This is a genomic window from Nonomuraea sp. NPDC049141 (assembly GCF_040648415.1).
Classification (GTDB): domain Bacteria; phylum Actinomycetota; class Actinomycetes; order Streptosporangiales; family Streptosporangiaceae; genus Nonomuraea.
Genome location: NZ_JBEZDR010000028.1, coordinates 73,353 through 97,581, shown reverse-complemented (window position 1 = coordinate 97,581; position 24,229 = coordinate 73,353). Strand labels below are relative to the sequence as shown.

The following is a 24,229-nucleotide window of genomic DNA, read 5'->3' as shown; positions in this document are numbered from 1 at the left end:
CAATCCCACCGGCCCCTCCAGCCGCATGGGCCTCAGGCTGGTGCCTGGCCGCGCCTGGCTAGTGCCTGGCGCGCTCCAACGCGTCCCAGAAGCCGCGACGCAGCGCGTGGCGTACCTCGTCGTGCAGCAGGAAGTCGATCGGCAGCGACGAGCCCTGCAGCAGGCGGGCCTCCAGATCGGAGGGCATCCGTGGCTTGCGCGCCAGCACGGCTTCCAGCCACAGGGCCGGAGCGTCGCGGGCCACGGACTCGCCGAAGTCGTGCCCTTCCCGGTGGGCGGCCTTGACGGCGTCGGACAGCGTGGTGGCCCCGCCCGTGGCGGCCGGGGGCTGCTGGGAGACGGGCGCGGGCTGCGGGCCGGTGTAGGCGCCGAGCTGCGAGGGCTGGTAGGTGCCGTTGGACGGCGAGTTGAACTGCCCGGTCGTCGGCGCCTGCGACTGCTGCGGGATCGGCCCGGTCACCGGAGCCGCCGACGGCGGGTCGGGCTGGTAGTCGGAGTAGGCGGGCAGCGACGGCTGTGGCGACTGACGGCGCCCCACCGACGGCGGCATGCCGTTGGCGCGCGTCGAGTTGGCGGAGTGGCCGCCCCCGCTCGACTCGGCGGGCGGCAGCTCCCGCTGCGCGTGGCCGCCGTGGCCGTTGCTGACCGGCTGGTGGTGGCCGTTGGTCACCTCGATGGCGCCGGTCACCAGGTTGACGTAGGGGCGCAGGTGAACGCCGCCCAGCTCGATGAGGTCGTCGCTCTCCTGGGTGAGCGAGCGGGCGACGGCCCAGCCGCCGTCGGTCGCGATGTGCACGACGGTCACCCTGATGCCGAGGTCCTGCGCGTCGCAGACCACCTGGGCCAGGTCCTCGTCACCGCTGACCACGACGGCGTCGCAGATGGCGCTGTTTCGGGCGAGCGTCATCAGGTCGCGGTGAACCTGGGCGTCCACGCCTTCGCGCCGTCCTGGACGGATGCGCGAGAGGCGGAGCTTGAGACCGGGGATGTCGGCGAGCACGTCGTGCTCTGGCGTGCGACGTCCTTCGACGGTCGCCTCGTACCAATAGCACCGCAGCAGCGGCAGCCCGGTGCGTTCGCGCGAGAGGCTTGACATGAGCTGCAACAGCCCTGGATAGTCCCAGGCCACGGCTTCACGATGGCGGGTCCCATGCACGGCCATCGCGCCGTCGGCCAGCAGATAGCCAGCGTCCACGAACAGCGCGCAGCGATCCACTGACACGGCCCCTTTCCTGGTGGTCCGACCTAGCAGACTCGTGCACCGTCAGAGCCGGACGCGGCGGCCCTGTCTCAGGGTAATGAAAGCAGGTGATCGCGCGAGGGTTAATCCCGACGATTCGCCCCTGCCCCGACCATACGCCGGTGCATTCGGGCTGACCGTACCAATATGTCGGACTTTGGTCACGACCGGGCACGAACGCACACAGCGGCAATCGCGAACAGCACCACATCCTCCCGCGTCGCGATCGCCAGTGCCGGGTCATTGCCGAGTTCGGCACCGAAAGTATCGACGTCGACACCGAACGTCATTCCCTTGGCGCCGTTGGACGAGCCGTCGAAGACGTTACCCGAGTCTCGATCGCCCCCCACCGGAGTGAGCGCCCCCGACCCCAGCGAGAGCCGATCCCCGTCGAGGTCGGCATCGCCTTCCCAGGTCACCATCTCGATCCGCGCGGCCGAACTCCTGCGGTCCGCCCGCCCCAACGCGATCCGCCCGGCCGACCCCGTGGAAACCGACCCACCCCGACGGCTCCGGGCCGCCGACCCCGTGGAGACCGGGCCGGCGGTGGGCGATCCCGTGGGAACCAGGCCGCCCTGCGGCATCCGGGCGGCCGAGCCTGCCGAGACGAGGCCGCCCAATGGGATTCGCACCTGATCGGCCTCGCCGCCGACGACCGTTGCCGTGTCGAGCACGACGGCGTGGCTGTACGGTCCTGCGGGATCGGTCACGATCATCACCAGGCTCCATCCGGCGTGGCGCGCGGCCCCCTCCCGCATCGGGAGGTCGGCCGCCCACCACATGCCGTCCCGCCGGGCGCTCCCGACCAGCCCGGTCACGTCGGCGAACGCCTGGTAAGCGGACCCCGAGGGCAGCTCGCTGACCGTCACCTGCTCGGGCCTGATGGACAGGTAACGCCGACGACCCGGCGGTCGCAGACTGATCGGCCCCGCGCTCTCCCCACCGGCCGACCAGTAGAGACCCGCCCACACGACCCGCCCACCCGGGGGCCGCCGCAGAGTGGCGCCGCTGGAGGCGTACGTTCCCGCCACCCGGTCCTCGTCGACGGCTTCCATGGGCCACACCTCGCCGTCGCGCCCATCGCCCCGCCGCTGCCCGGCCTCCGCACAACCGTCACGCTCCGCCGGGCAGCTCAGCAGCGAGTTGCCGATCGCCCTGACCGTCACCTTTCCGTCGGCGGCGAACCTGGCGGACGCGCCCACCTGCCGTACCCCGGCCGCGGAGTGCGCCGCGGCGCGCAGGGAGCCGGACGTGATCCGGACAGCGGGACCGCCCCCCTGTGGCGCTTGAGCGGCCACCTGGACGCGCAGGAAGACCGTGCTGCGGCGAGCCGCCTTGAGCGGCCCCCTGACGCACGTCGCACCCCGCCTGGCCGGACGACAACTCCAGCCGCCCCCGGCCCCAACGGGCGTGACCACGGCGACACCGCGACCCTTGTCACCTGGCGGCACGGCTCCCGCAGCCACGTCCCGGCCGTAGCCGCCCGACCGCTCCAGCGCGACACTCGCAGCCACACCCCCGCCATGAGCGGCCGACGGCCTGAGGCCCGCAGCCACACCCCCACCGTGACCACGCGACCGCTCCAGCGCGACGCCCTCGGTGTGGCGGCCTGGGGGGATCAGCGTGACGCCTGTGGGCAGGTCTACGGCGGCCTCTATTTCGCTGGTCGGGGCGGTGCCCGAGTTGCGGAGGCGTATCGCGATGATGCCGGGCCGGGCGCGGACCAGTGCGCCGAGGGCGCCGATCGTGGCGTGCAGGCGGGGTCCGTGCGGCCTCCGTCCCGGGGGTGCCGCCAGACGTTCGGGGGCCGGCCGCGTGGGTTCTTCGAGCGGCCGTACAGGTGGCGGTCCGGCTGACGCGACGGGCTTGGCGACCGGCCTTCTTACCGGATCCTCGGCCGTGACCAGCGCGAACATAGCAGCGGCCGCCACGGCGGCGGCGGTACCGCCGGCGACCGCCGCCCGCGCGTACGTGGGCACCCGCCGGACCCAGCCGAGGACGCGCCTGGACACCCGCCCGCCCCCACCGCGCACGCACGTGGATACCTGCCGGACCCACCTGAGCACGCACGTGGACACCTGCCGGACCCGCCCGAGCACATGCCTCGACGCCCGCTCGACCCAACCGACCAGGCGCCCGAAAACCCGCCCGGCCCAAGCAACCACGCCGCTGGACGCCCACCCGACCCGACCGATCACGTACGTGGGCCCGCGCCCGATCCCACCGAGCGCATGCCAGAACCAACCGAGTGGCGACCGCCGGATCCAATCCAGCCCGCCCGAACCGCAGCTCGCGGTTCTCGTCTTGGCCAGTGCCGCCGCGTACCCGGCGAAGACCGGTCCGGCGATCATCGGGCCGATGATGACGCGCAGGCCCCGTTTGACGTCGGTCAGTTCCAGCAGGACGGCGCGGCATTCGGGGCAGTCGCTCACATGCTCGTCCACCGCCTTGGAAACGCGCCTGGCCAGCCCGCCCTTGATGTAGCGGCTCATCGTGCCGAGCACCGGCCGGCACGCATCGCGGGTCGGTGCGGTCAGGCGGATCCGCAGGTACGCCTGGCGCAGGCCCGCGAGGGCGCGGCGGGTGAGTTCGGTCACACCGTTGGCCGGCAGGCCGAGCAGGAAGGCCACGTCGGCGGGTGGGGAGTGCTCGACCTCGGTGTGCCAGAGCACCGCCCGCCACCGCTCGGGCAGCGACAGGAACGCCCTGGCGATCAGCGACTGCTCCAGGCCGATGAGAGCCGGGTCGACGAAGGGCACATCGGGATCGAAGCTCTCGTCCGCGGGCACCGGGCAGCTCGCCACCCGCGACCGGTCATGGACGGTGCGCCGAACCACGGTCAGCAGGTAGGTACGGAACCCGGCCTGGGGGCCGCCGCCGCGGCCGACGAGGTCGAGGATCTTGGTGAACGACTCGGCGACCACGTCCTCGATCTCGGCCTCGCCCCTGACGAGCTGGCGGGCCAGCGAGCGCGCGGCGGCTACGTGGCGCTCGTGGAGTTCGTGATAGGCGGTGGCGTCGCCGGCTCTGACCGCGTGAAGAAGATCCGCATCGCTCTGCGGAGATGGCGATACACCACTCATAGTTACCTCGCGATTACCTTAAGTTGCCTCCCCGAGCATTCCGCAGCCGCCGCCATGGTTAAACCGAAGGGCCGTCTTTACCTTCCGACCGGACCGGCTCTCATCCTGGCCAGGACCCTAAGCTTGGTGCCATGACAGATCGCGACAACCTGCTGGCCGAGATCAAGAAGAAGGCCGTGGTGCACGGCAAGGTCGTGCTCTCCTCGGGTCAGGAAGCCGACTTCTACCTCGACCTGCGCCGGATCACGCTCGACGGCGTGGCCGCGCCCCTGGTCGGCAGGGTGATGCTCGACCTGACCAAGGATCTGGAGTTCGACGCCGTGGGCGGGCTGACGCTGGGCGCCGACCCCGTGGCGAGCGCGATGATGCACGCGGCCGCGGCGCAGGGGCGGCTGCTCGACGCGTTCGTGGTGCGCAAGGCGCAGAAGGCGCACGGCATGCAGCGCAGGATCGAGGGCCCGGAGGTCAAGGGCCGCCGGGTGCTCGCCGTCGAGGACACCTCCACGACCGGCGCCTCCCCGCTGACGGCCGTCGAGGCGCTGCGCGAGGCGGGCGCCGAGGTGGTCGCGGTGGCCACGATCGTCGAGCGGGGCGCCGCGCCCCGGATGGCCGAGGAGGGGCTCGACTACCGCTCCGCGTTCACGCTCCAGGACCTCGGACTGTGAACGCCTCCCGCGCACCGGCCTTGCCCGGCGCGCGGGCCTTGCCGTTCTCGGTCACCAGGACCGTGGCCGCGTCGGTGAGCACCACGTCGAGCTCCGGCTCGAAGTAGCTGACCTCCTCGCCCCTGCTCATGTCGCGATATTGCAGCACATCGCCGCCCGGTACGCGCACCGTGACAAGGGGGCAGGTGTCGGCCACGCACTCGATGCGGACAGTCGGCACCTGGGCACTGGCCTGCGGCTGGGCGGCGACGTTCGCGCGCTCGGGCTGCTGCTGTCGCGTGTCGAGCGAGGTGAGCAGCGCGCGACCGCCGACGACCAAGAGCGTCACCACGGCCACCGCCGCCAGGACGGCGAGCGCGAGGCGGGCGAGGCCCATCGGATCTGACCTGTGGCGTCCCACAAGGGGGAGCGTACTCGTAGGCGGAGGCGATCTCGATCATTGCCGCCCACCGGCAGGAATCAACCCACGCGGTGGTGCTTACCGTTGGGCTCCGGCACCTGCTTGGCGGCCCTGCGGGTCTTGATCACCTCGACGATGATCGGGATCACCGAGATGAACACGATGAGGAAGACACCGGGCAGGATGTACTTGTCGATCTTGGTGGGGTCGACCTGGCCGCCGAGGAAGTGGCCGATCAGCAGCATGCTCTCGACCCACAACACGCCGCCGACGGCGTTCCACAGGAAGAACGTACGGGCCGGCATCTCCAGGACGCCGGCGACCGGGTTCATGAAGGTGCGGACGATCGGCACGAAGCGGGCGATGATCACCGCTCTGGCCGGGCCGAACTTCACGAAGAAGTGCTCGGCCTTCTCCACATATTCTCTCTTGAACAGCCGCGAGTCGGGCTTGTCGAACAACCTCCCGCCGACCTTGGCCCCTATGAGATGCCCGAGCTGGGCGCCGGCCACCGCGCACAGCGGTGTGGCGATCAGCAGCACGGGGAAGGACAGCGGCTCGATGCCGATCCCCTTCGCCGCGGCGGCGGAGCTGAAGATGCCCGCGGCGACGAGCAGCGAGTCACCGGGCAGGAAGAACCCGACGAGCAGGCCCGTCTCGGCGAAGATGATCGCCAGGACGCCGACGGTCGCGAAGGCGCCGAGTATCGTCAGCCACCACGTCGGGTCCAGGAGGTTGGAAAGCCAGTCCACGAGGCGAGCCTACCCGGCATGAACGCTCTTGGCCGCCGCGCGTTGTCTCTACCACGCGGGGTAGCGGACCGGGATACTGGGCTGCGCGAAGCCGTACTTCTCAGGGAGATGAAGCATGCCTATAGCAACCCCAGAGGTCTATGCCGAGATGCTCGACCGCGCGAAGGCGGGCGGATTCGCCTACCCGGCGATCAACGTGACCTCTTCCCAGACGCTCAACGCCGCGCTGCGCGGGTTCGCCGAAGCCGGGAGCGATGGCATCGTCCAGGTGTCGACCGGCGGCGCGGAGTTCCTGTCCGGCGCCACGGTCAAGGACATGGTGACGGGCGCGACGGCGCTGGCCGAGTACGCCAGGGTGGTCGCCGCCAAATACCCGGTGACGGTCGCGCTGCACACCGACCACTGCCCCAAGGACAAGCTCGACGGCTTCATGCGGCCGTTGATCGACATCTCGCTGGAGCGCGTGGCCAAGGGCCTCGACCCGCTCTTCCAGTCGCACATGTGGGACGGCTCGGCCGTACCCCTGGAGGAGAACCTGGAGATCGCCAAGGAGCTCCTCGACAAGTGCCACCGCGCCAACATCATCATGGAGATGGAGATCGGCGTCGTCGGCGGCGAGGAGGACGGCGTCGTCGGCGAGATGAACGAGAAGCTCTACACCACGCCCGAGGACGCGCTGGCCACGGCCGAGGCCGTGGGGCTCGGCGAGAAGGGCCGCTTCCTGCTGGCCGCCACGTTCGGCAACGTGCACGGCGTCTACAAGCCGGGCCACGTCAAGCTGCGGCCCAGCGTGCTGAAGGACATCCAGGAGGCCGTCGGCGGGAAGTACGGGAAGGACAAACCGTTCGACCTGGTCTTCCACGGCGGTTCCGGATCGGCGATGGAGGAAATCCACGAGGCGATCTCCTACGGCGTGGTCAAGATGAACGTCGACACCGACACCCAATACGCCTTCACCAGGCCGATCGCCGACCACATGTTCCGCAACTACGACGGCGTGCTCAAGGTCGACGGTGACGTCGGCAGCAAGAAGGCGTACGACCCGCGCGCCTACGGCAAGTCGGCCGAGGCCGGGATGGCGGCCCGCGTCGTCGAGGCGTGTGAGCACCTCAAATCAGCTGGGACCAAGATCTCCTAGCCACGTCGGCGGCTCGGCGGGTATGACTTGTCCTATGGATAACCTTCTCGCCGGGCCGCCCCCGACTCAACTGCCGGACCTGCCCGAGGCCAGGGAGGCGCTGGAAGCCGGCGCCAAGGCCGCCGACGTGGCAGCCCGTTTCCCCGCCTATCCGGGGGCCTGGGCCACGCTCGCGGAGGAGTACTTCGCGCAGGGCCACGCCGTCACCTCCTACGCTTTCGCGCGCACCGGCTACCACCGCGGGCTCGACCAGCTCCGCCGGAGCGGCTGGAAGGGGCACGGTCCCATCCCTTGGGAGCACGAGCCGAACCGCGGCTTCCTGCGCTGCCTCTACTCGCTCGCCAGAGCCGCTCAGGCGATCGGCGAGAAGGACGAGGCCGAGCGGTGCATGCAGTTCCTCAAGGACAGCAGTGAGGCGGCCTACGACGCACTTACCAAGAACTAACACTTGGGACGAATAGGCAGACTCGGGTAGTCTCTCTACGCAAGAGCCCCTGTCGCACTTGCGCCAGGGGTTTCGTTTTGTGCTCAGGAGACTGAACCATGCCGGCTGTCGTTCTCGTTGGTGCCCAGTGGGGCGATGAGGGCAAGGGCAAGGCCACCGACCTGCTCGGTGGCGACGTCGATTACGTCGTCCGCTATCAGGGTGGCAACAACGCGGGTCACACCGTGGTCATCGGCGACCAGAAATACGCCCTGCACCTCCTGCCCACCGGAATCCTGTCGCCGCACGTGGTGCCGGTGATCGGCAACGGCGTCGTCATCGACCCCGGAGTGCTGCTCAGCGAGATCGACGGGCTGGCCGCGCGCGGCATCTCCGCCGAGCGCCTGCTGATCTCGGCCGACGCGCACCTGATCATGCCCCACCACAAAGCACTCGACAAGGTCACCGAGCGCTACCTGGGCAAGGCCAAGATCGGCACGACGGGCCGGGGCATCGGACCCGCCTATGGCGACAAGATCTACCGGATGGGCGTACGGGTCCAGGACCTGCTCGATCCCGGCATTCTGGCCAAGAAGATCGAGGTCGCGCTGACCGAGAAGAACCAGGTGCTCACCAAGGTCTACAACCGGCGCGGCATCGAGGCCCAGGCCGTCGTGGAGGAGTACCTGGGCTACGCCGAACGCCTCAAGCCGCACATCGCCGACACCTCGCTGGTGCTGAGCCGGGCGCTGGACGAGGGCAAGTTCGTGCTGCTGGAGGGTGGTCAGGGCACGCTGCTCGACATCGACCACGGCACCTACCCGTTCGTCACCTCCTCCTCGCCGACCGCCGGAGGCGCCTGCGCCGGGTCCGGCATCCCGCCGATGCGGCTCACGAAGGTGATCGGCATCCTCAAGGCGTACACCACCCGCGTCGGCTCAGGCCCGTTCCCCACGGAGCTCGAGGACGAGATGGGCGAGTGGCTGCGCCAGACCGGCGGCGAGTACGGCGTGACGACCGGCCGCAACCGGCGCTGTGGCTGGTTCGACGCGGTCATCGCCCGCTACGCGACCCGGATCAACGGGGTCACCGACTTCTTCCTCACCAAGCTGGACGTACTGTCCGGGCTGGAGCGGATCCCGGTGTGCGTGGCCTACGAGGTCGACGGCACGCGGCACGACGAGATCCCGATGACGCAGACGGACTTCCACCACGCCAAGCCGATCTACGAGGAGCTGCCCGGCTGGCAGGAGGACATCACCGGCGCCAAGACCTTCGACGACCTGCCGCCCAACGCGCAGTCGTACGTGCGGGCGCTGGAGGAGATGAGCGGCGCGCCGATCTCCGCGATCGGCGTCGGCCCCGGCCGCGACCAGACGCTGGTGCTCCGCTCTCTCGTCTGACCTTCCAGGTTCACGGGTACGGCCGGCACCGCGTCGCCGGCCGTACCCCGGTGCCAGAAAGCCCCCAGAGCGTTAGAAAGCCCCCAGAGGCGTCAGGAAGCCGCCAGGACGGCGGCGGTCATCGGCGTGCGGGTCGTCCAGCCGATGGTCCTGTAGAGGGCCTGACCGGCGGGCGTGGCCACCAGGATGCCCGTCCTGGCGCCGCGGGAGGCGGCGAGGTCGGCCAGGGCCGTCATGACCACTCTGCCCAGGCCGCGACGGCGGTGCTCCGGCGCGGTCTCGACCTGGTCCACGACCGCGGTACGGCCCGTGACGGCGATCTGCCCCCGGGCCGCGATCTCGCCCGCCGCCGTGAGCAGGCGGGCCACGGTCACGTCCGACCGGGTGGTGACGGCCAGCGTGTAGCCGTCGGGAGCCGTGGCCAGGCCCCGCGACAGCGGCCCCGTCATCATGAACTCCGGCTCGTCGATCGACCACGCCGGCGTGAGCCAGGGGACGACCGCCTCGGCGGGGGCGCAGAGCTTGAGCCAGGTGCCGGGGGTGCTGATCGTCTCGGCCAGCAGGCGCAGGTCGCCGGGGTTGGGCGCGGGCAGGATGTGGCGGCTGACGTGGCCGGGCCGGCCGACGTCCACTCGCAGGCCCCACGGCTCCCGTACGGGCAGCGGGGCGCTGCGCGAGACCACCCAGCCGTCGACCCAGGCCCGGACGATTTCCGGCCGGACCGTTTCGAGTGCCTCCATCATGAGCGCCAGCTTATTGCCACAGAGTCGCATTTATCGACCTAATAAATGGCGCGCGTGGCGCGCCGACCTGCGCTTACGCTCCGGACATGGACATCCGTCGTGCCACCCGGCCCGAGGCCGTCGAGGCGGCCGGTCACCTCTTCGACGCCGCTCCCCTGCCGGCGGCCACCGCGAGGTTCCTCGCGGATGAGGGGCACCACCTGCTCATCGCCTATGTGGACGAGACTCCGGCCGGGATGATCACCGGTGTCGAGACCACCCACCCCGACAAGGGGACCGAGATGTTCCTCTACGAGTTCGGCGTGGACGAGCGTTTCCGCGGCCAGGGCATCGCCGGGGCGCTGGTCGCGGCCCTGGAACGGCTCGCCCGCGAACGCGGCTGCTACGGCATGTGGGTGGCCACCGGTGAGGACAACAAGGCGGCCCAGGCCACGTACGGCGGAGCGGGCGGAATACCCGAGTGGGACCAGATGGTCTACGTATGGACGTTCAACCAGGAATAGTAATACTCACCACAAAAAGGGCGCGGCGTGGCACGTCGTGATCGCGGCACGGGGCACGGTAGTGTCCCCGGTGTGCGCGTTGAGATTCACGGTCATCGGGGAGCGAGGGGCCTCTGGCCCGAGAACACGCTTCCCGGGCTGAGCCGCACGATGGAGCTCGGGGTGCACGCGCTCGAGTTCGACGTCGCGCTCACCGCCGATCGGCGCCTCGTGTTGACCCACGACCTCACGGTCTCGGCCGTGACCAGTGCCGACACGCGGCCGATCGCGAAGGACGACCCCCACTTCCCCTATGTCGGCAAGCCGATCAACTCGCTCGGGCTGGCCCAGTTGCGCACGCTCGACGTGGGCGTGCGGCTGCCCCGGCATGCCGACGATCCGTTCGCGCTGACGCAGCGGGCGATGCCCGAGACCCGGATGCCCACGCTGGGCGCGGTGCTCGGCCTGGTCAACGCCTACGAGGCCGAGGACGTACGGCTGCACGTCGAGCTCAAGTCCGACCCGACCAGGCCGGAGCTGACGGCCGACCCCGAGATGTTCACCGAGCTCGTGCTGGAGGAGTTCGACCGGCACCGCAGGCTGGACAACACGGCGATTCTCAGCTTCGACTGGCGGATCATCGGCCACGCCGCCAGGCTGGCGCCGGGCACGCGGCGCTTCGCGCTGATCGAGCTCGACACCCTGCACTGGAACGGCCCGCTGGGCGACGACATCCCGGCCGCCGCCCGCGAGGCGGGGGCCACCACGCTGTCGCCCGAGCACGTGATGGTCGACGAGGACCTGATGGCCCAGGTGGCCGCGGCCGAGCTGGACGTCGCGGTCTGGACCGTCAACGACAAGGCGCTGGCGGCCCGGATGCTGGACCTGGGGGTGTCGGGGATCGTCACCGACTACCCCGATCGGATGCGCGAGCTGTGGCGGGAGCGCGGGCTGCGACTGCCCGACCCCGTCGGACCGCTCAGGCGGCCCGTGGGAGTCTGAGCACCGTCTAGAGCCAGCCGTTGCGGCGGAAGCCGCGGTGCAGCAGAACGCAGGCCGTGATCATCACGGCGAGCACGGCCGGATAGCCCCATACCTGGTTGGTCTCCGGCATGAAGTCGAAGTTCATGCCGTAGATCCCGGCGATCATCGTGGGCACCGCCATGATGGCCACCCAGGACGAGATCTTGCGCATGTCCTCGTTGGCCAGCGCGTTCGAGCGGGCCAGCGCCGCCTGCAGGATCGAGCTGCACAGCTCGTTCGACGACTCGACCTGCTCGCACACGCGGGAGAGGTGGTCGCCGACGTCGCGGAAGTACTCCCGCATCTCCGACGGGATCACCCGGCGCTGCGGCAGCGCGGCCAGCGGCGCCTGGAGCGGTGTGACCGCCCGCTTCAGCTCCAGCATCTCCCGCTTGAGCTGGTAGATGCGGTTGATGTCGCGGGAGCTGACGTCGGCGAAGACGGTCGCCTCTACCTCTTCGAGTTCGAGCTGCATGAGGTCGGCGACCTGGAGGTAACGGTCGACGACGTGGTCGGCGATGGCGTGCAGCACGCCCGCCGGGCCGCGGTCCATCAGCTTGGGCTTGTCTTCGAGCCGCTCGCGCACCTCGGTGAGGGGGCAGTGCCGGCCATGCCGTACGGTCACCACGAAGTCGACGCCGAGGAACACCATGATCTCGCCCGTGGCGATGATCTCGCTGGTGGCGGTCAGCTCGTCGTGGTCCAGGTAGGCGATGGACTTGAGCACCATGAACAGGGAGTCGCCGTAGCGCTCGACCTTGGGGCGCTGGTGGGCCTTGACCGCGTCCTCGACGGACAGCGGGTGCAGGCCGAACACGCCGGCCAGCCACTCGACCTCGGGGGCGGCGGGCTCGTGCAGGCCGACCCAGACGAACGCCTTGGCGCCGTCGAACTGGCTGTTGTGCTCGCGGACCAGCTCGAGCGACTCCTCGATGCCCGCGGCGTCGACCTTCTTGCCCTTGATGTAGGCGCCGAACTCGACGATGGAGTCAATGGGAGGCACGCAGCTCTCACGTACCGGCTTGGTGAGCTGGCGCGTGACATGCGGCTGTACGGGGTGACGGGTGGTGCGACGGAAAATCGTGGACGAGCGCATGGCAGTCCCTTTCCGCCCGACCTGGCACGCTCCACGCGCGACGAAAAGTCACCTCAATCAAGGAAAAAGCGTGGAGGCACGATCAGGCTGCCGGATTGGAGTGGTCGGGGGCATACAGGGTGTACGTGGGTGAGCACGTACTGCTGGGATCACCAGGTTTCATCCCGGACCACCTCCAATCACAAGAGATGCCACAAAGCCGCCCTAAGTTACCACAGGCGGGATGGACCAGACCGACGATACTCCCTGACCCGTCGTCAGATCAGGTAGAACTCCACAAAGATTCCCGGCTATTCCCACATTTCGAGTGCCCGGGCCGGTCTGTCGCGGGTGCGACGGGAAGCCGTCCGGCCGTCCCTGCCACAATGGGGCGGTGCGCGTTCTAGTCATCGGATCCGGCGGGCGTGAACACGCCCTGTGCCGCTCACTCATGCTCGATCCCCAGGTCACCGAGCTCCACAGCGCCCCCGGCAACGCGGGCATGGCGGAGATCTCGACCACGCATCCGGTCACGGCCACCGACCCCGGCCAGGTGACCGAGCTGGCCGTGCGGCTCGCCGCCGACCTGGTCGTGGTGGGCCCCGAGGCGCCCTTGGTGGCGGGCGTGGCCGACGCGGTGCGCGCCGCGGGCATCGCCTGCTTCGGGCCCTCGGGCGAGGCCGCGATGATCGAGGGCTCCAAGGCGTTCGCCAAGGAGGTCATGACGGCGGCCGACGTCCCCACGGCCAAGGCGCGGGCCTGCGTCACGCCCGAGGAGGCGGCCCAGGCCCTCGACGAGTTCGGCGCTCCATACGTGGTCAAGGACGACGGGCTGGCCGCCGGCAAGGGCGTGGTCGTCACCGGCGACCGGGAGCAGGCGCTCGCGCACGCGGCGGCGTGCGAGCGGGTGGTGATCGAGGAGTTCCTCGACGGACCCGAGGTCTCGCTGTTCGCGCTCTGCGACGGCACGACGGCCGTTCCGCTGCAGCCCGCCCAGGACTTCAAGCGGGCCTACGACGGCGACGAAGGGCCCAACACCGGCGGCATGGGCGCCTACACGCCGCTCACCTGGGCGCCGGACGGGCTCACCGAGCAGGTGATGCGCGAGGTCGTCCAGCCCACGATCGCCGAGCTGGCCCGGCGCGGCTGCCCGTTCCAGGGCGTGCTGTACGTGGGCCTGGCCCTGACCGCGAAGGGGCCGAAGGTGATCGAGTTCAACGCGCGCTTCGGCGATCCGGAGACCCAGGTGGTGCTCGACCGCCTGGAGACGCCGCTGGCCGGGCTGCTGGCGGCGTGCGCCACCGGGCGGCTGAGCGAGCATCCGGTGCCGGTGTTCCGCGGGGGGTCGGCGGTCGCCGTGGTCGTCGCGGCCGAGAACTACCCGGACACCCCGGTGAAGGGCGACGTCATCGAGGGGCTCGAACCCACCGCCGACGCCTACGTCCTGCACGCCGGCACGAGACTGGCCGACGGCAAGGTGCTCTCCGACGGCGGACGGGTGCTCAACGTGGTCGGCACCGGCCCCGACCAGGAGACGGCCCGCCGCAACGCCTACGAGCTGGTCTCCCGGGTACGCCTGCGCGGCTCGCACCACAGGACGGACATCGCCCGATGAAGCATCTGCACTCCGGTAAGATCCGCGACCTCTACCAGACCGACGACGGGCTCCTGCTGATGGTCGCCTCCGACCGGATATCGGCCTTCGACCACGTGCTGGAGCCCGCGATCCCCGACAAGGGGGCCATCCTCACGCAGATGTCGCTGTGGTGGTTCGACCGGCTCGCCGACGTGGTGCCCAATCACATCGCGGGGCCGGGGCCCGACTCCCGCAGCATGCTGTGCAAGCCGCTGTCGATGGTGAGCGTCGAGTGCGTGGCGCGCGGCTACCTGACCGGCTCGGGCCTGATCGACTACCGGCGCGACGGGGCGGTCTCGGGGGTACGGCTGCCGCCGGGCCTCGAAGACGGGTCCCGGCTGCCCGAGCCGATCTTCACCCCCTCGACGAAGGCCCCGGTCGGGCAGCACGACGAGCCGATCTCCTTCGAGCGGGTGGTCGGCGACGTGGGCGCGGAGACGGCCGAGGCACTCCGCCAGATCACGCTCGCCGTCTACACGCGCGGCGCCGAGATCGCCCGCGAGCGGGGCATCATCCTGGCCGACACCAAGATCGAGCTGGGTCGCGACGCTGATGGTGTGCTCACCCTGGGGGACGAGGTACTCACGCCTGACTCGTCACGATTCTGGCCCGCTGACGGGTGGCAACCCGGACGCTCACAACCGTCCTTTGATAAGCAATATGTAAGAGATTGGTTGCTATCGCCCGAATCGGGATGGGACAAAGACTCCGGAACTCCCCCACCTCGCCTTCCGGATAAGGTAGTGGAGCAGACCAGACAGCGTTATCTGGAAGCTTACGAGCGCATCACCGGAGCCCCCTTTAGCGGATGATTCGGCTGGGGCAGGTGTGGTTAGCGGCTACTCTTGGCCGGTCTAGCCAGACCGAGACCTCCGAGGAGCCGCACGAATGGTCCGTTACCGCGTGCGCGGTGGCAACCCACTGCGTGGAACCGCCTTCATCCAGGGCGCGAAGAACGCCGTGCTGCCCATGATCGGTGCGGCTCTGCTGGCCGCCAACGGCCGCACCGTCCTGCGCAATGTGCCGATCATCGAGGATGTGCGGCGGGCTGTCGAGCTGGCGGAGTCCGTCGGCGCCTACGTCGAGCTGCACGAGGCGGAGCGCACGCTGGTGATCGACGCCTCCCGGCTGACCAGCGCGGTGCTGCCCGCCGACATCGCCAGGCGCTTCCGCGGCTCGGTCCTGTTCACTCCCGCCCTGCTGCATCGGCTGGGCGAGGCGATCGTGGAAGGGGTCGGCGGCTGCAATCTCGGCAGCCGCAACCTCGACTTCCACTACCTGGGCTACAAGCGTCTGGGCGCGGTCGTCGACGAGGGCGAGACGGTCATCCACGTCAAGGCGTCCGGCCTGACCGGCGCGACCCTCTACCTCGACACCCCCTCGCACACCGGCACTGAAAACCTCATCATGGCCGCCGCCCTGGCCAAGGGCATCACCGTGATCGAGAACGCGGCGCTGGAGCCCGAGGTGCTCGACGTCATCGACATGCTCACCAAGATGGGCGCGCGCATCAGCGGCGGCGGCACCGGCTTCATCACCGTCGAGGGCGTCGACGAACTGCACGCCGTCGAGCACACCGTGATGCCCGACCGGCTCGACGCCGGCGTGTTCGCGATGGGCGCGGCGATCACCGGCGGCGACCTCAGCCTCGTCGGCACCGGCCTCGACCTGGGCGTCGTCCGCTACAAGCTGGAGCAGATGGGCGTCGACTTCGCCCGGCCCGGAGCGGTCCTGCACGTACGGTGCGAGCGGCCGCTGCGGCCGATCAACATCATCACCGACACCTACCCGGGCTTCGCCACCGACCTCCAGTCGCCGATGATGACGGTCGCCGCCCTGGCCGACGGCACCAGCTACATCCACGAGCGCATCTTCGACGGCCGCTTCGCGCTGGCCGGCGAGCTGAACAAGATGGGCGCCGACGTGGAGGTCGAAGGCAGCAGGGCCATCGTCAGGGGCGCGACCCCGCTCAAGGGCACCCGGGTGACGGCGCACGACCTGCGTTCCGGAATCGCGCTGGTGCTCGCCGGACTGGCCGCCGAAGGCGAGACCGTCATCGAGTCGGGTTACCTCATCGACCGCGGGCACGCGCATCTCGCCGAGCGAATGCGGGCACTGGGCGCGGACATTACACAAGAGATTTCCGATCGCTAAAAAGCGTTAGGAATACCTCGTTGAGCTGCTGATATACCTTCTCAGCCAGTCAAGCAGAACGGCTTTCCGGAAAAGTCGGGCGTGACATTATGGTCCCCGCGAGCGATCGTTCCAAAAGAGAGCACTGCAACAGACAGCTGGATGGGACGAACATTGGTCGAGAGGGCCGAAGAAACTCCCCGAGTGTCACGCCCGGGTGCCATGACACCGGACCTCACCATTGGTGTGGTCGGACCCCACGATCTGGTCGAGCGGGTCATGTTGATGGGACACGCTGCTGCGCCACTTCCGTGCCGTCTTGTGGCGGCCGCCTACCGCGATGAGCAGGAGGCGCCCGACAAAGTGACGCGGCTCGGTCCCGGCGTGGACGCATGTCTTTTCGCCAGCCCGGTCCCCTACGACCTGGCCAGGCGATCAGGCGTGCTGACGATGCCCGCGACCTACGTGCAGCTCGGCGGGGCGGCGCTGGTCGCCGCCCTGGCCAAGGCGGCACTGGATCCGCGCATCGACCCGCAGCGGGTGAGCATCGACGTGGTCGCCAGGGCCGACGTGGAAGAGGCGTACACAGACCTCGGGATTGCCGCTACAGAAGTGCACAGCCGCGACGAGCCGGGCGCCACCGGCACGATCGCGGCTTACCACGAACGCCTGGCCCGGCAGGGATCCACCACCGGCGCGCTCACGTGCCTGCCGGCGGTCGCCGAACGCCTTCAGGCGTCCGGTGTCCCGGCCATCAGGATCAGGCCGACCTCAGCGGCCGTGCGCACCGCGCTGCACACCGCAGCGCTGCTCGGTGCACACCACCGCCTGGAGGAGTCACAGCTCACCGTGGTCCTGGTCGAGGTGCCGACGCTACGCGAGCCGGTACGCCGCGCCGCGCCACGTTACTGGCGCGACGAGCTCCGGCTCTCGCTGCACCGGCTGCTCGTCCAGGAGGCGAACCGCATCAACGCCACCGTCTGGCCGATCGACGATCACAGCTATCTGGTCACCGCGACCAGGGGCTCGATCGCCGCCGCGACCGACGGGTTCAGGGTGTTGCCGTTCGCCGCCAGGATCCGCGACGAGCTGGGTCTGGCGGTCGAGGTCGGCGTGGGCATGGGACGCACCACCCACGACGCGGAGTCGCACGCACGGGCGGCGCTGGCGCGTACGCAGGCGGGCAAGCAGGCCCAGGGCTTCGCCGTGGACCGCGAGGGCAGAGCCCTCATCCCGGCTCCGCGGATGCCGCCTCAGGGCTCCACCGCGCTCAAACCCAAGGGCGTGGAGGTGCTGGCCCGGCTGGCCGCCAAGCTGGAGGGCGGCGACACCGTGGTGGACGCGGAGGGCGCGGGCAAGATGCTCGGAGTGACGCCGCGTACGGCTAGGCGATTGCTGCGCACGTTGGTCGACGAGGGACTCGCGTGGCCGCTGCCGCCCAACCGTACGCCTCAACCGGGCCGGCCACGCCAGCTTTACCGCCTCATCGTGGAGAAACTCGGGCCACGCTGACCGCCCCCTGATACGGGTCCGCCGTCCCCCCTTCCCCTTTCCTGGGGCGGCGGGCCCCCGACCCGTTTATCCGGCGTTTTTGACGTGGGTGAACTTGGGATTGACTGCGATCGAAGGGGGTATGTATTGCGTCGCCCCCGATCGACGGGATTCGGACGGGGGCACCAAAATTTCCTCGTTCAGCAGCCGCAGGCGATGCCTTCCGCCGGGGCGGTGAGCGGGTCCACGCGGTGGCGGGTGACGCCCGACGCGGTCTCCACCGGGAAGCCTTCCCTGGCCCAATACTCGAAGCCGCCCAGCATTTCCTTGACCCGGTAGCCGAGCCTGGCGAATTCCAACGCCGCTCGGGTGGCGCCGTTGCAGCCGGGGCCCCAGCAGTACGTCACCACTGTCGCGTCCTTGGGGATCGTCGCAGGCGCGCGGGTGGCGATCTCGGCGGTGGGAAGATGGACGGCGCCCTGGACGTGGCCCTGGTCCCAGCTCTCCTGGCTGCGGGAGTCGATCACGACGACGGCCTGGGCGGCCAGGTCGGTGGCCACGTCGGAGACGTCGGTCTCGAAGGCCAGGCGGGCGGAGAAGTGGGCCACGGCGGCTGCATTTCCTGACATTTCATCCCCTCGTACGGCGAGCTGATGCGACAGATGTTGCCAGGCGGCCAGAAGGCTAGATAGTGGCGTGAAAGCCCACTATCGTTAACATTCCGCCACCCCCCGAGCGAGGTCCGAAACCCGCAGGCGTTTTGTCGGGAGCGACCGCTATTGTCAGGAGCTATGTCATCGAACACCCCTGACCACCGCTCTCCGCTCCTTGTCTGGGGCGCACTGGTCATCGTGTACGTGGTCTGGGGATCGACGTACCTCGGCATCAAGATCACCGTTGAGTCCGTGCCGCCGATGCTCAGCGGGTCTCTGCGGTTCGTGACGGCGGCGCTGATCCTCGGCGGGGTGCTGATCGTCCGCAAGGGCTGGGCTCCGTTCCGGATGACCCGGGCCCAGTTCGGCGGCGCGGCGCTGGTGGGGCTGCTGCTCCTGACCACCGGCAACGGCATGCTGGCCATAGCGGAGCAGCACGTGTCCAGCGGGCTGGCCGCGCTGCTCGTCGCCTCCGTGCCGCTCTGGCTGGTGGTGTTCCGGATCGTGGTCAGGGACCGGCCGAAGGTGGCGACACTGGCCGGCGTGCTGGTCGGGTTCGGCGGCGTGGCGGCCCTGTCGCTGAACGGCGGCGGCGGGCCGACGAGCACCACCGGGATCGTGGTGGTCCTGGTGGCGTCGCTGTCGTGGTCGATCGGGTCGTTCCTGTCGGCACGGATCCCGATGCCGGCCAACCCGTTCGCGGCCAGCACAATCGAGATGCTGGTCGGCGGGGCCGGGCTGGCCGTCACAGGGACGTCGGTGGGCGAACGACTCGACCTCACGGCCGTCTCCGGGCGGTCATGGGCCGCGCTGGCCTACCTGATCCTGGTCGGGTCGCTGGTCGGATTCACCGCCTTCACCTGGCTGCTCACCAACGCGCCGATCTCGCTGGTGTCGACCTACGCGTACGTGAACCCCGCTGTGGCGGTGATACTCGGCGCGCTCGTCGTGAACGAGCACGTGAGCTCCCAGATCGTGCTGGGCGGGGTGGTGATCCTGCTGGGCGTCGCCCTCGTGGTGTCCACGGAGCGACGACCCAAAGCAGCACGGCTCACGCCGGAAGAGGTCAGAGTCTAGAAGCCGTTGAGGATCGGGACGAGATACTCCTCCTCGTAGTCGAGGTGCGCCTCCAGCTCGGTCGTGAGCCGTTCCACCTCCGCGAGCACCAGTTCGGCGGCCACCTCCGGCTCGCCGTCCGCCAGGAGTCGCTGGAGCTCGTCGAGGAGCCGGGCGACCGTCCGGTGCTCTTCCCGCAGCCGGTCCATGACCGGGCCGAGCTCGGGATACTGCCCTTCGAGCCCCGGGAACATCCGCGCGTCCTCGATGGAGTGATGGTGATGGAGGCCCTGGCACAGGGTCAGGCAGTTGACGCGCAACTGCACGCCCAGCCCGCCGGTCCCGGACGCGGCGACCTCCTTGCGGATCAGCCGCAGCTCCCGGCGGAACGCGTCGTGGACCGCCACCAGCATGTCACCCCCTCGGCCGGCGTTCGGACCGCCGCCGAGCGGGGTCAGCGCGACCACGGGGATGACCCGGCTCGTCTTCGCCTGGTAGGCGGCCCAGCCCGGATCCAGCTCGACCGCGCGGGCGAAGGCGCTGTCGCGCTCCTCGCCTTCCAGGACGACCGCCTCCGCCTGGTAGGTGAAGACGCCGTCCTCCACCTTCACCCTCGGCTCGGCGAGCAGGTTGTGGTACCAGGCCGGGTGCCTGGGCGACCCGCCGGCGGAGGCGATGATCAGCATCCGCCCGCCGTCCGGCAGGTAGCCGACAGGGGTGGTGTGGCTTGCGCCGGTCCGGGCGCCGGTGGTCGTCAGAAGGAGCAACCGGGCGCCGTCGAACATGGCGACCTGTCCCTGGTTGGCGCGGAACTCGTCGATGATCTGCTGATTGAAGTCTTGGGGCATGCTCTGCTTGCTCTCCAGATGTGAAAGTGACGGGGTTGACCATGCGAGGGCGCACGGCACGCCGTACCGGCCTCGGGCGGAGAGCCTCGATGAGCACGCGGAAAGGAGCGGTCAGGCGATCGCCGGACCGTCGGGCAGCACAGGATTTCGCGTGCGGCGGTGATGCGGGGCACCACCGGGCGCGGGGACGACGCGCGGGCGCGCGATCAGATCAGGCGCTGCCTGTGAAGTGAGAAGTCACGACATCATCCCCTACAACCGGTGCCTCCATGCCGCCGACGTCCTCCGGCCGGCGACACGCGACAAGAGGCCCATTAGAGGGCCTTGCCCCACGAACTGTCAACTCGCCTTGAAGGCCGCCGCAGCCGCGAGGAACACGTCGTTCGCCTCAGGATCGCCGATCGACACGCGGGCGCCCTCACCCGCGAACGGCCGCACCGCCACGCCCTCGGCCGCGCACGCCGCCGCGAAGTCGAGCGTGCGGTCGCCGAGACGCAGCCAGACGAAGTTCGCCTCGGTCAGGGGGACCGTCCAGCCCTGGGCGATGAGCGACTCGCGTACCCGGGTCCGCTCCTTGACCACCGTGTCGACCCGCTCCAGCAGCTCATCCTCGGCGCGCAGGGAGGCGATCGCCGCGACCTGCGCGAGGTGGTTGACGGCGAACGGGATGATCGTCTTCCGTACGGTCGACGCCACCGCCTCGTGCCCCACCAGGTAACCGACCCGCAGCCCCGCCAGCCCGTACGCCTTGGAGAAGGTCCGCAGGACGCAGACGTTCGGCCGGTCGCGGTAGAGGGTGAGGCCGTCGGGCACGTCCTCGTCGCGCACGTACTCGCGGTAGGCCTCGTCCAGCACCACCAGCACGTCGTCGGGCACCCGGTCGAGGAAGGCCACCAGCTCGGCCTCGCGGATCGCGGTGCCGGTGGGGTTGTTGGGATTGCAGACGAAGATCATGCGCGTCCGGTCGTTGATCGCCTCGGCCATGGCGTCCAGGTCGTGGTCCTCACCGGCCAGCGGCACCCTGACGGACTCCACCCCGGCCAGGTCGGCCAGCAGCGGGTAGGCCTCGAACGACCGCCACGCGTAGATCACCTCACCGCCAGGCTCCCCCACGGCCTCGAACAGCTGCTGCGCCACGGTGACGGACCCCGCGCCGAGCGCGACGTGCTCGGCCGGCACCCCGAACCGCTCCGCGATGGCCTCCGTCAACTTGACCGCCCCCGGGTCGGGGTAGCGGTTGACCTGCCTCGCCCCCTCGGCGATCGCCTCGACCACGGACGGCAACGGGTCGTAGGGCGACTCGTTGGAGGAGAGCTTGTACGAGCGGCCGTCGGCGGAGGTCACGGCCTTGCCAGGCTTGTACGCCGGCATGGTGTCCAGAATCGAACGGAAACGAGGCATGGCCTCACCCTAAAAGAAGCCGCCCGGCAAGGCAGCACCGGGAGGTCCGGTCGTCACTCCTTCAGGGAGCGCAGCATCGGGGGGTGGAGGAGTTCGGCGGGGCCGCGGCGGTGGAGTTTGGCCGGGCGGCCGCCGTCGCGGGTGGTGGTGGCGCCGGTCTCCACCAGGAAGCCCTCCGCCTTGGTGACCTTGCGGTGGAAGTTGCGGGGGTCCAGGGGGCGGCCCCAGACGATCTCGTACACGCGCCGCAGGTCCGCCACCGTGAACTCCGGGGGACAGAAGGCGGCGCCCAGCGAGGTGTACTCCAGCTTCGCCCGCGCCCGTTCGATGCCGTCCTGCATGATGCGGCGGTGGTCGAAGGCCATCACCGACAGGGTGTCGACGGGCTGCCAGCTCATGTGGGCCTTCTCCGAGGCCGGGAGGTCGGGGGCGAGGCCCAGGTAGGCGACGCTGACCACGCGCTGGCGGGGGTCGCGGTCCGGGTAGCCGTACGTCTGGAGCTGCTCCAGGTGCACCGGAGCGCCGGGGAGGCCGGCGCGTTCGTCCAGGATGCGCTGGGCGGCCGCCGGGAGGTCCTCATCGAGCTGGATGAAGCCGCCGGGCAGCGACCAGCGGCGCAGGAAGGGTGGATTGTCCCGGCGCCACACGAGCGCGCTCAGGGCCTGGCAGCGTACGGTGAGCACGACCAGGTCGACGCTGACCGGGATGCTCGGGACCATGGCAGGCACGTTACACGCCAGGCGGTCCGAGGCGTTCGAAGCGCCGGGAGCGATCACGCCACGATGCGGACATGGAGCGGCTCGGTGGTGGCCTTGCCCGAGGGCAGCTTCACGCCGATCTTGACCCACTCGTCCGGCGGCACCTGCGCCCAGTCGAACGGCACCCACGCCGTCTGCATGCCCTCCGGCAGGTCCTCCAGCGGGTCCTCGTCGAGCCAGCCCACCGCGGAGACGACCAGCTCCTTCAGCTCGTCCCCGTACTGGACGGTGATCGTGCCGTCCTTGAGGTGGTAGCCGCGCACCTCCATGCCGTCCTGGATGTCGCGGGAGCGCCGGATGGCGTCCACCGCGATCGGCCGCTGCCAGTCCTTGGTGATCTCCGTCTCCAGCGAGGGGGAGCCGCAGGTCATGAAATCGCTCCACATGTAGGAGACGATTTTCTGAACGTAGCGGCCGGCCATCGTGACGGCCTGGTCGAGGCGTTCCTTGTCGGTCTTGCCGCGGGTGCCCTGCGGGGCGCACGGGCGGTCGCCCGAGGGCTCGAACGCCTCGACGTTCGCCCAGAGCTGCACGTCGTAGCCGGCCTGGAGCATCTGTTCACGGGCCGCCGACATCTCGCGGTAGTAGTCGCGCGTCGAGCCGTGGTAGGCCGTGCCGTACGTGGTCTCGCCGACGACGGGGCGCAGCCGCGCATCTACCTCGGTCTCGCGCTGGTCGGGCCAGAACAGGCCGACCTTGCCGGTGCCGCGGCTGTCCTGCGGCGCGATGATGCCCACCCCGGTCTTGGCCAGCGCCACGAACGCCTCGGCCACCTGCTTGGGCGTCTGCCCGAAGGGGACGCGCTTGCGGGCGTCGAGGTAGGGGCTGATGAGGATGGGTTTGCCGGGCAGCTCCTGCTCCACGATCTGGTGCTGCTCGGCGTACACCGTGAGGGTGGGGTTGTCGGCGAGCGTGTCGGCCATCTGCACCTCGAACGGCTGGTAGACGCCGCCGAGCGAGGCGCGGTCGGCGAAGCGCGCGCCGTAGTCCTGCAAAATGCGGCGGGTCAGCGTCCTGAGCGTGTTCATGTGCTTGTCGTTGGCCCGGGTCGGGGTCTTGGGGTCGCGCGGCGCGAGTGGCAGCGCCGGGAAGACCTGCACACCGAACTGCTCGCCGAGGTCGAGGAGCTGCGTCAGGCTGTCAGTGTCCGAGCCGGCGACGAGGATCATGTCGTACGGCTTGGGCTTGGTGAAGTCGCAGGTGGCGTCGTCGGAGCCGTCCATCGGGGTGAGCATGCGGAAGTACACCCGATTGCCCACGGTGATCTTGTGTTCCATCTGGGGGCAGCGGAACAGGCCTGGCCCGAACGACTCGTCGGTGCGGTAGACGTACATGCGGGAGACGCGGTTCTTCGGGTTGGCCTGCCGCAGATCGCGTTCGGCCGCGTCGCGGCAGCTCAGGCCGTCTTCCACGCAGTCCTTGTAGAGCGGGTCGAGCTGGCCGTCCTTGGTCTGGACGCGCCCCTCGTCGTCGGGCTCGCGGAACTGCAGGCCGTAGCCGATCCTGATGACCGTGTCGCCACCGAGGTTATGGATGTCCTCCAGCTGGTGGCGCCAGGTGCAGCGGTTCGACTTGGGGGTGATCCAGTAGCCGGTGACGGCGTACGGGGCCTTCTCCTTGGTCTCGAACGTTCCACAACTGTCGGTGATCTCGCTCACCTTCGGCGTGGGCTCCGTACGGGTCGGCGTCGCCTTGACCTGCTGGCTGGCCTTCTTGGGAGGTTCGTCCTTGGGGAGCACGACGATCACGGCCGCGACGGCGGCCAGGATCACAGCGCCGAGGAGCACGAGGAGCCAGCGCACGATGAGGAACCTACCGCCCTAGT

At 69.7% G+C, this 24,229-nt stretch carries 22 protein-coding genes; 11 read left to right on the top strand and 11 right to left on the bottom strand.

Annotated features, from left to right (window positions below; translation table 11 throughout):
* Positions 1-58 precede the first annotated feature (58 nt).
* Positions 59-1,216: an NYN domain-containing protein gene (locus tag AB0B91_RS53945; protein WP_358339411.1), complete on the bottom strand. Its 1,158-nt coding sequence runs from the start codon at positions 1,214-1,216 to the stop codon at positions 59-61.
* Positions 1,217-1,401: 185 nt separating this feature from the next.
* The gene (locus AB0B91_RS53940) at positions 1,402-4,323 is read right to left on the bottom strand and encodes a sigma-70 family RNA polymerase sigma factor (RefSeq protein ID WP_358339180.1); all 2,922 of its coding nucleotides are present in this window, start codon (positions 4,321-4,323) and stop codon (positions 1,402-1,404) included.
* Between the two features lie 131 nt (positions 4,324-4,454).
* Here AB0B91_RS53940 and pyrE point away from each other — a divergent pair, with 131 nt between their 5' ends.
* The gene (gene pyrE / locus AB0B91_RS53935) at positions 4,455-4,988 is read left to right on the top strand and encodes an orotate phosphoribosyltransferase (RefSeq protein ID WP_214634845.1); all 534 of its coding nucleotides are present in this window, start codon (positions 4,455-4,457) and stop codon (positions 4,986-4,988) included.
* On the opposite strand, the gene AB0B91_RS53930 is transcribed toward pyrE, so the two are convergent.
* Positions 4,963-5,364: a hypothetical protein gene (locus tag AB0B91_RS53930; protein WP_358339177.1), complete on the bottom strand. Its 402-nt coding sequence runs from the start codon at positions 5,362-5,364 to the stop codon at positions 4,963-4,965. The genes pyrE and AB0B91_RS53930 overlap by 26 nt on opposite strands.
* An 83-nt stretch (positions 5,365-5,447) precedes the next feature.
* Entirely contained in the window at positions 5,448-6,140 is a 693-nt protein-coding gene (locus AB0B91_RS53925; RefSeq protein ID WP_358339174.1) for a VTT domain-containing protein, read from the bottom strand.
* Positions 6,141-6,255: 115 nt separating this feature from the next.
* On the opposite strand from AB0B91_RS53925, the gene fbaA reads away from it, so the two are divergent.
* From fbaA to AB0B91_RS53910, 3 genes are all read left to right on the top strand, one after another.
* Positions 6,256-7,278, top strand: coding sequence for a class II fructose-bisphosphate aldolase (gene fbaA / locus AB0B91_RS53920; RefSeq protein WP_358339171.1), 1,023 nt, complete (start codon positions 6,256-6,258; stop codon positions 7,276-7,278).
* A gap of 34 nt (positions 7,279-7,312) precedes the next feature.
* Entirely contained in the window at positions 7,313-7,723 is a 411-nt protein-coding gene (locus AB0B91_RS53915) for a DUF3151 domain-containing protein (protein ID WP_214634848.1), read from the top strand.
* A gap of 98 nt (positions 7,724-7,821) precedes the next feature.
* Entirely contained in the window at positions 7,822-9,105 is a 1,284-nt protein-coding gene (locus AB0B91_RS53910) for an adenylosuccinate synthase (protein WP_358339167.1), read from the top strand.
* A 92-nt stretch (positions 9,106-9,197) separates the two neighbouring features.
* Here the strand turns inward: AB0B91_RS53910 and AB0B91_RS53905 are convergent, their stop codons facing one another.
* Positions 9,198-9,848 (bottom strand): GNAT family N-acetyltransferase, encoded by a 651-nt coding sequence (locus AB0B91_RS53905; protein WP_358339164.1) that lies wholly within the window; start codon positions 9,846-9,848, stop codon positions 9,198-9,200.
* An 86-nt stretch (positions 9,849-9,934) separates the two neighbouring features.
* On the opposite strand from AB0B91_RS53905, the gene AB0B91_RS53900 reads away from it, so the two are divergent.
* Both AB0B91_RS53900 and AB0B91_RS53895 read left to right on the top strand, forming a co-directional pair.
* A complete protein-coding gene (locus AB0B91_RS53900; RefSeq protein WP_358339161.1) occupies positions 9,935-10,351 on the top strand; it encodes a GNAT family N-acetyltransferase in 417 nt (138 codons plus the stop codon).
* Between the two features lie 72 nt (positions 10,352-10,423).
* The gene (locus AB0B91_RS53895; RefSeq protein WP_358339158.1) at positions 10,424-11,332 is read left to right on the top strand and encodes a glycerophosphodiester phosphodiesterase family protein; all 909 of its coding nucleotides are present in this window, start codon (positions 10,424-10,426) and stop codon (positions 11,330-11,332) included.
* A 7-nt stretch (positions 11,333-11,339) separates the two neighbouring features.
* Here AB0B91_RS53895 and corA read toward each other — a convergent pair whose 3' ends face one another.
* A complete protein-coding gene (gene corA, locus AB0B91_RS53890) occupies positions 11,340-12,356 on the bottom strand; it encodes a magnesium/cobalt transporter CorA (RefSeq protein WP_358339155.1) in 1,017 nt (338 codons plus the stop codon).
* A gap of 466 nt (positions 12,357-12,822) precedes the next feature.
* Between corA and purD the strand changes: the two genes are divergently transcribed.
* The 4 genes from purD (at position 12,823) to AB0B91_RS53870 (ending at position 17,709) form a co-directional block, all read left to right on the top strand.
* Positions 12,823-14,043: a phosphoribosylamine--glycine ligase gene (gene purD / locus AB0B91_RS53885; protein ID WP_358339152.1), complete on the top strand. Its 1,221-nt coding sequence runs from the start codon at positions 12,823-12,825 to the stop codon at positions 14,041-14,043.
* The gene (locus tag AB0B91_RS53880; protein ID WP_358339149.1) at positions 14,040-14,876 is read left to right on the top strand and encodes a phosphoribosylaminoimidazolesuccinocarboxamide synthase; all 837 of its coding nucleotides are present in this window, start codon (positions 14,040-14,042) and stop codon (positions 14,874-14,876) included. The genes purD and AB0B91_RS53880 overlap by 4 nt, the downstream gene beginning before the upstream one ends.
* Before the next feature lie 76 nt (positions 14,877-14,952).
* Positions 14,953-16,218 carry a UDP-N-acetylglucosamine 1-carboxyvinyltransferase gene (gene murA, locus AB0B91_RS53875; RefSeq protein ID WP_358339147.1) on the top strand — a complete coding sequence of 422 codons (1,266 nt, stop codon included), beginning with the start codon at positions 14,953-14,955 and terminating at the stop codon, positions 16,216-16,218.
* 201 nt (positions 16,219-16,419) lie between these two features.
* Positions 16,420-17,709: a GTP cyclohydrolase IIa gene (locus tag AB0B91_RS53870; RefSeq protein ID WP_214634856.1), complete on the top strand. Its 1,290-nt coding sequence runs from the start codon at positions 16,420-16,422 to the stop codon at positions 17,707-17,709.
* A 179-nt stretch (positions 17,710-17,888) separates the two neighbouring features.
* On the opposite strand, the gene AB0B91_RS53865 is transcribed toward AB0B91_RS53870, so the two are convergent.
* Positions 17,889-18,317 (bottom strand): rhodanese-like domain-containing protein, encoded by a 429-nt coding sequence (locus AB0B91_RS53865; RefSeq protein ID WP_358339144.1) that lies wholly within the window; start codon positions 18,315-18,317, stop codon positions 17,889-17,891.
* A 162-nt stretch (positions 18,318-18,479) separates the two neighbouring features.
* Here AB0B91_RS53865 and AB0B91_RS53860 point away from each other — a divergent pair, with 162 nt between their 5' ends.
* Complete coding sequence (locus tag AB0B91_RS53860) at positions 18,480-19,418, top strand: EamA family transporter (protein WP_358339141.1); 939 nt, start codon at positions 18,480-18,482, stop codon at positions 19,416-19,418.
* Here AB0B91_RS53860 and AB0B91_RS53855 read toward each other — a convergent pair.
* From AB0B91_RS53855 to AB0B91_RS53840, 4 genes are all read right to left on the bottom strand, one after another.
* A complete protein-coding gene (locus tag AB0B91_RS53855; protein WP_358339138.1) occupies positions 19,415-20,245 on the bottom strand; it encodes a nitroreductase/quinone reductase family protein in 831 nt (276 codons plus the stop codon). The genes AB0B91_RS53860 and AB0B91_RS53855 overlap by 4 nt on opposite strands.
* 339 nt (positions 20,246-20,584) lie before the next feature.
* Entirely contained in the window at positions 20,585-21,646 is a 1,062-nt protein-coding gene (hisC, locus tag AB0B91_RS53850; RefSeq protein ID WP_358339135.1) for a histidinol-phosphate transaminase, read from the bottom strand.
* A 53-nt stretch (positions 21,647-21,699) separates the two neighbouring features.
* Positions 21,700-22,365 carry an NUDIX domain-containing protein gene (locus AB0B91_RS53845; RefSeq protein ID WP_219534478.1) on the bottom strand — a complete coding sequence of 222 codons (666 nt, stop codon included), beginning with the start codon at positions 22,363-22,365 and terminating at the stop codon, positions 21,700-21,702.
* A gap of 53 nt (positions 22,366-22,418) precedes the next feature.
* Positions 22,419-24,206, bottom strand: coding sequence for a DUF4434 domain-containing protein (locus AB0B91_RS53840; RefSeq protein ID WP_358339131.1), 1,788 nt, complete (start codon positions 24,204-24,206; stop codon positions 22,419-22,421).
* Positions 24,207-24,229 lie beyond the last annotated feature (23 nt).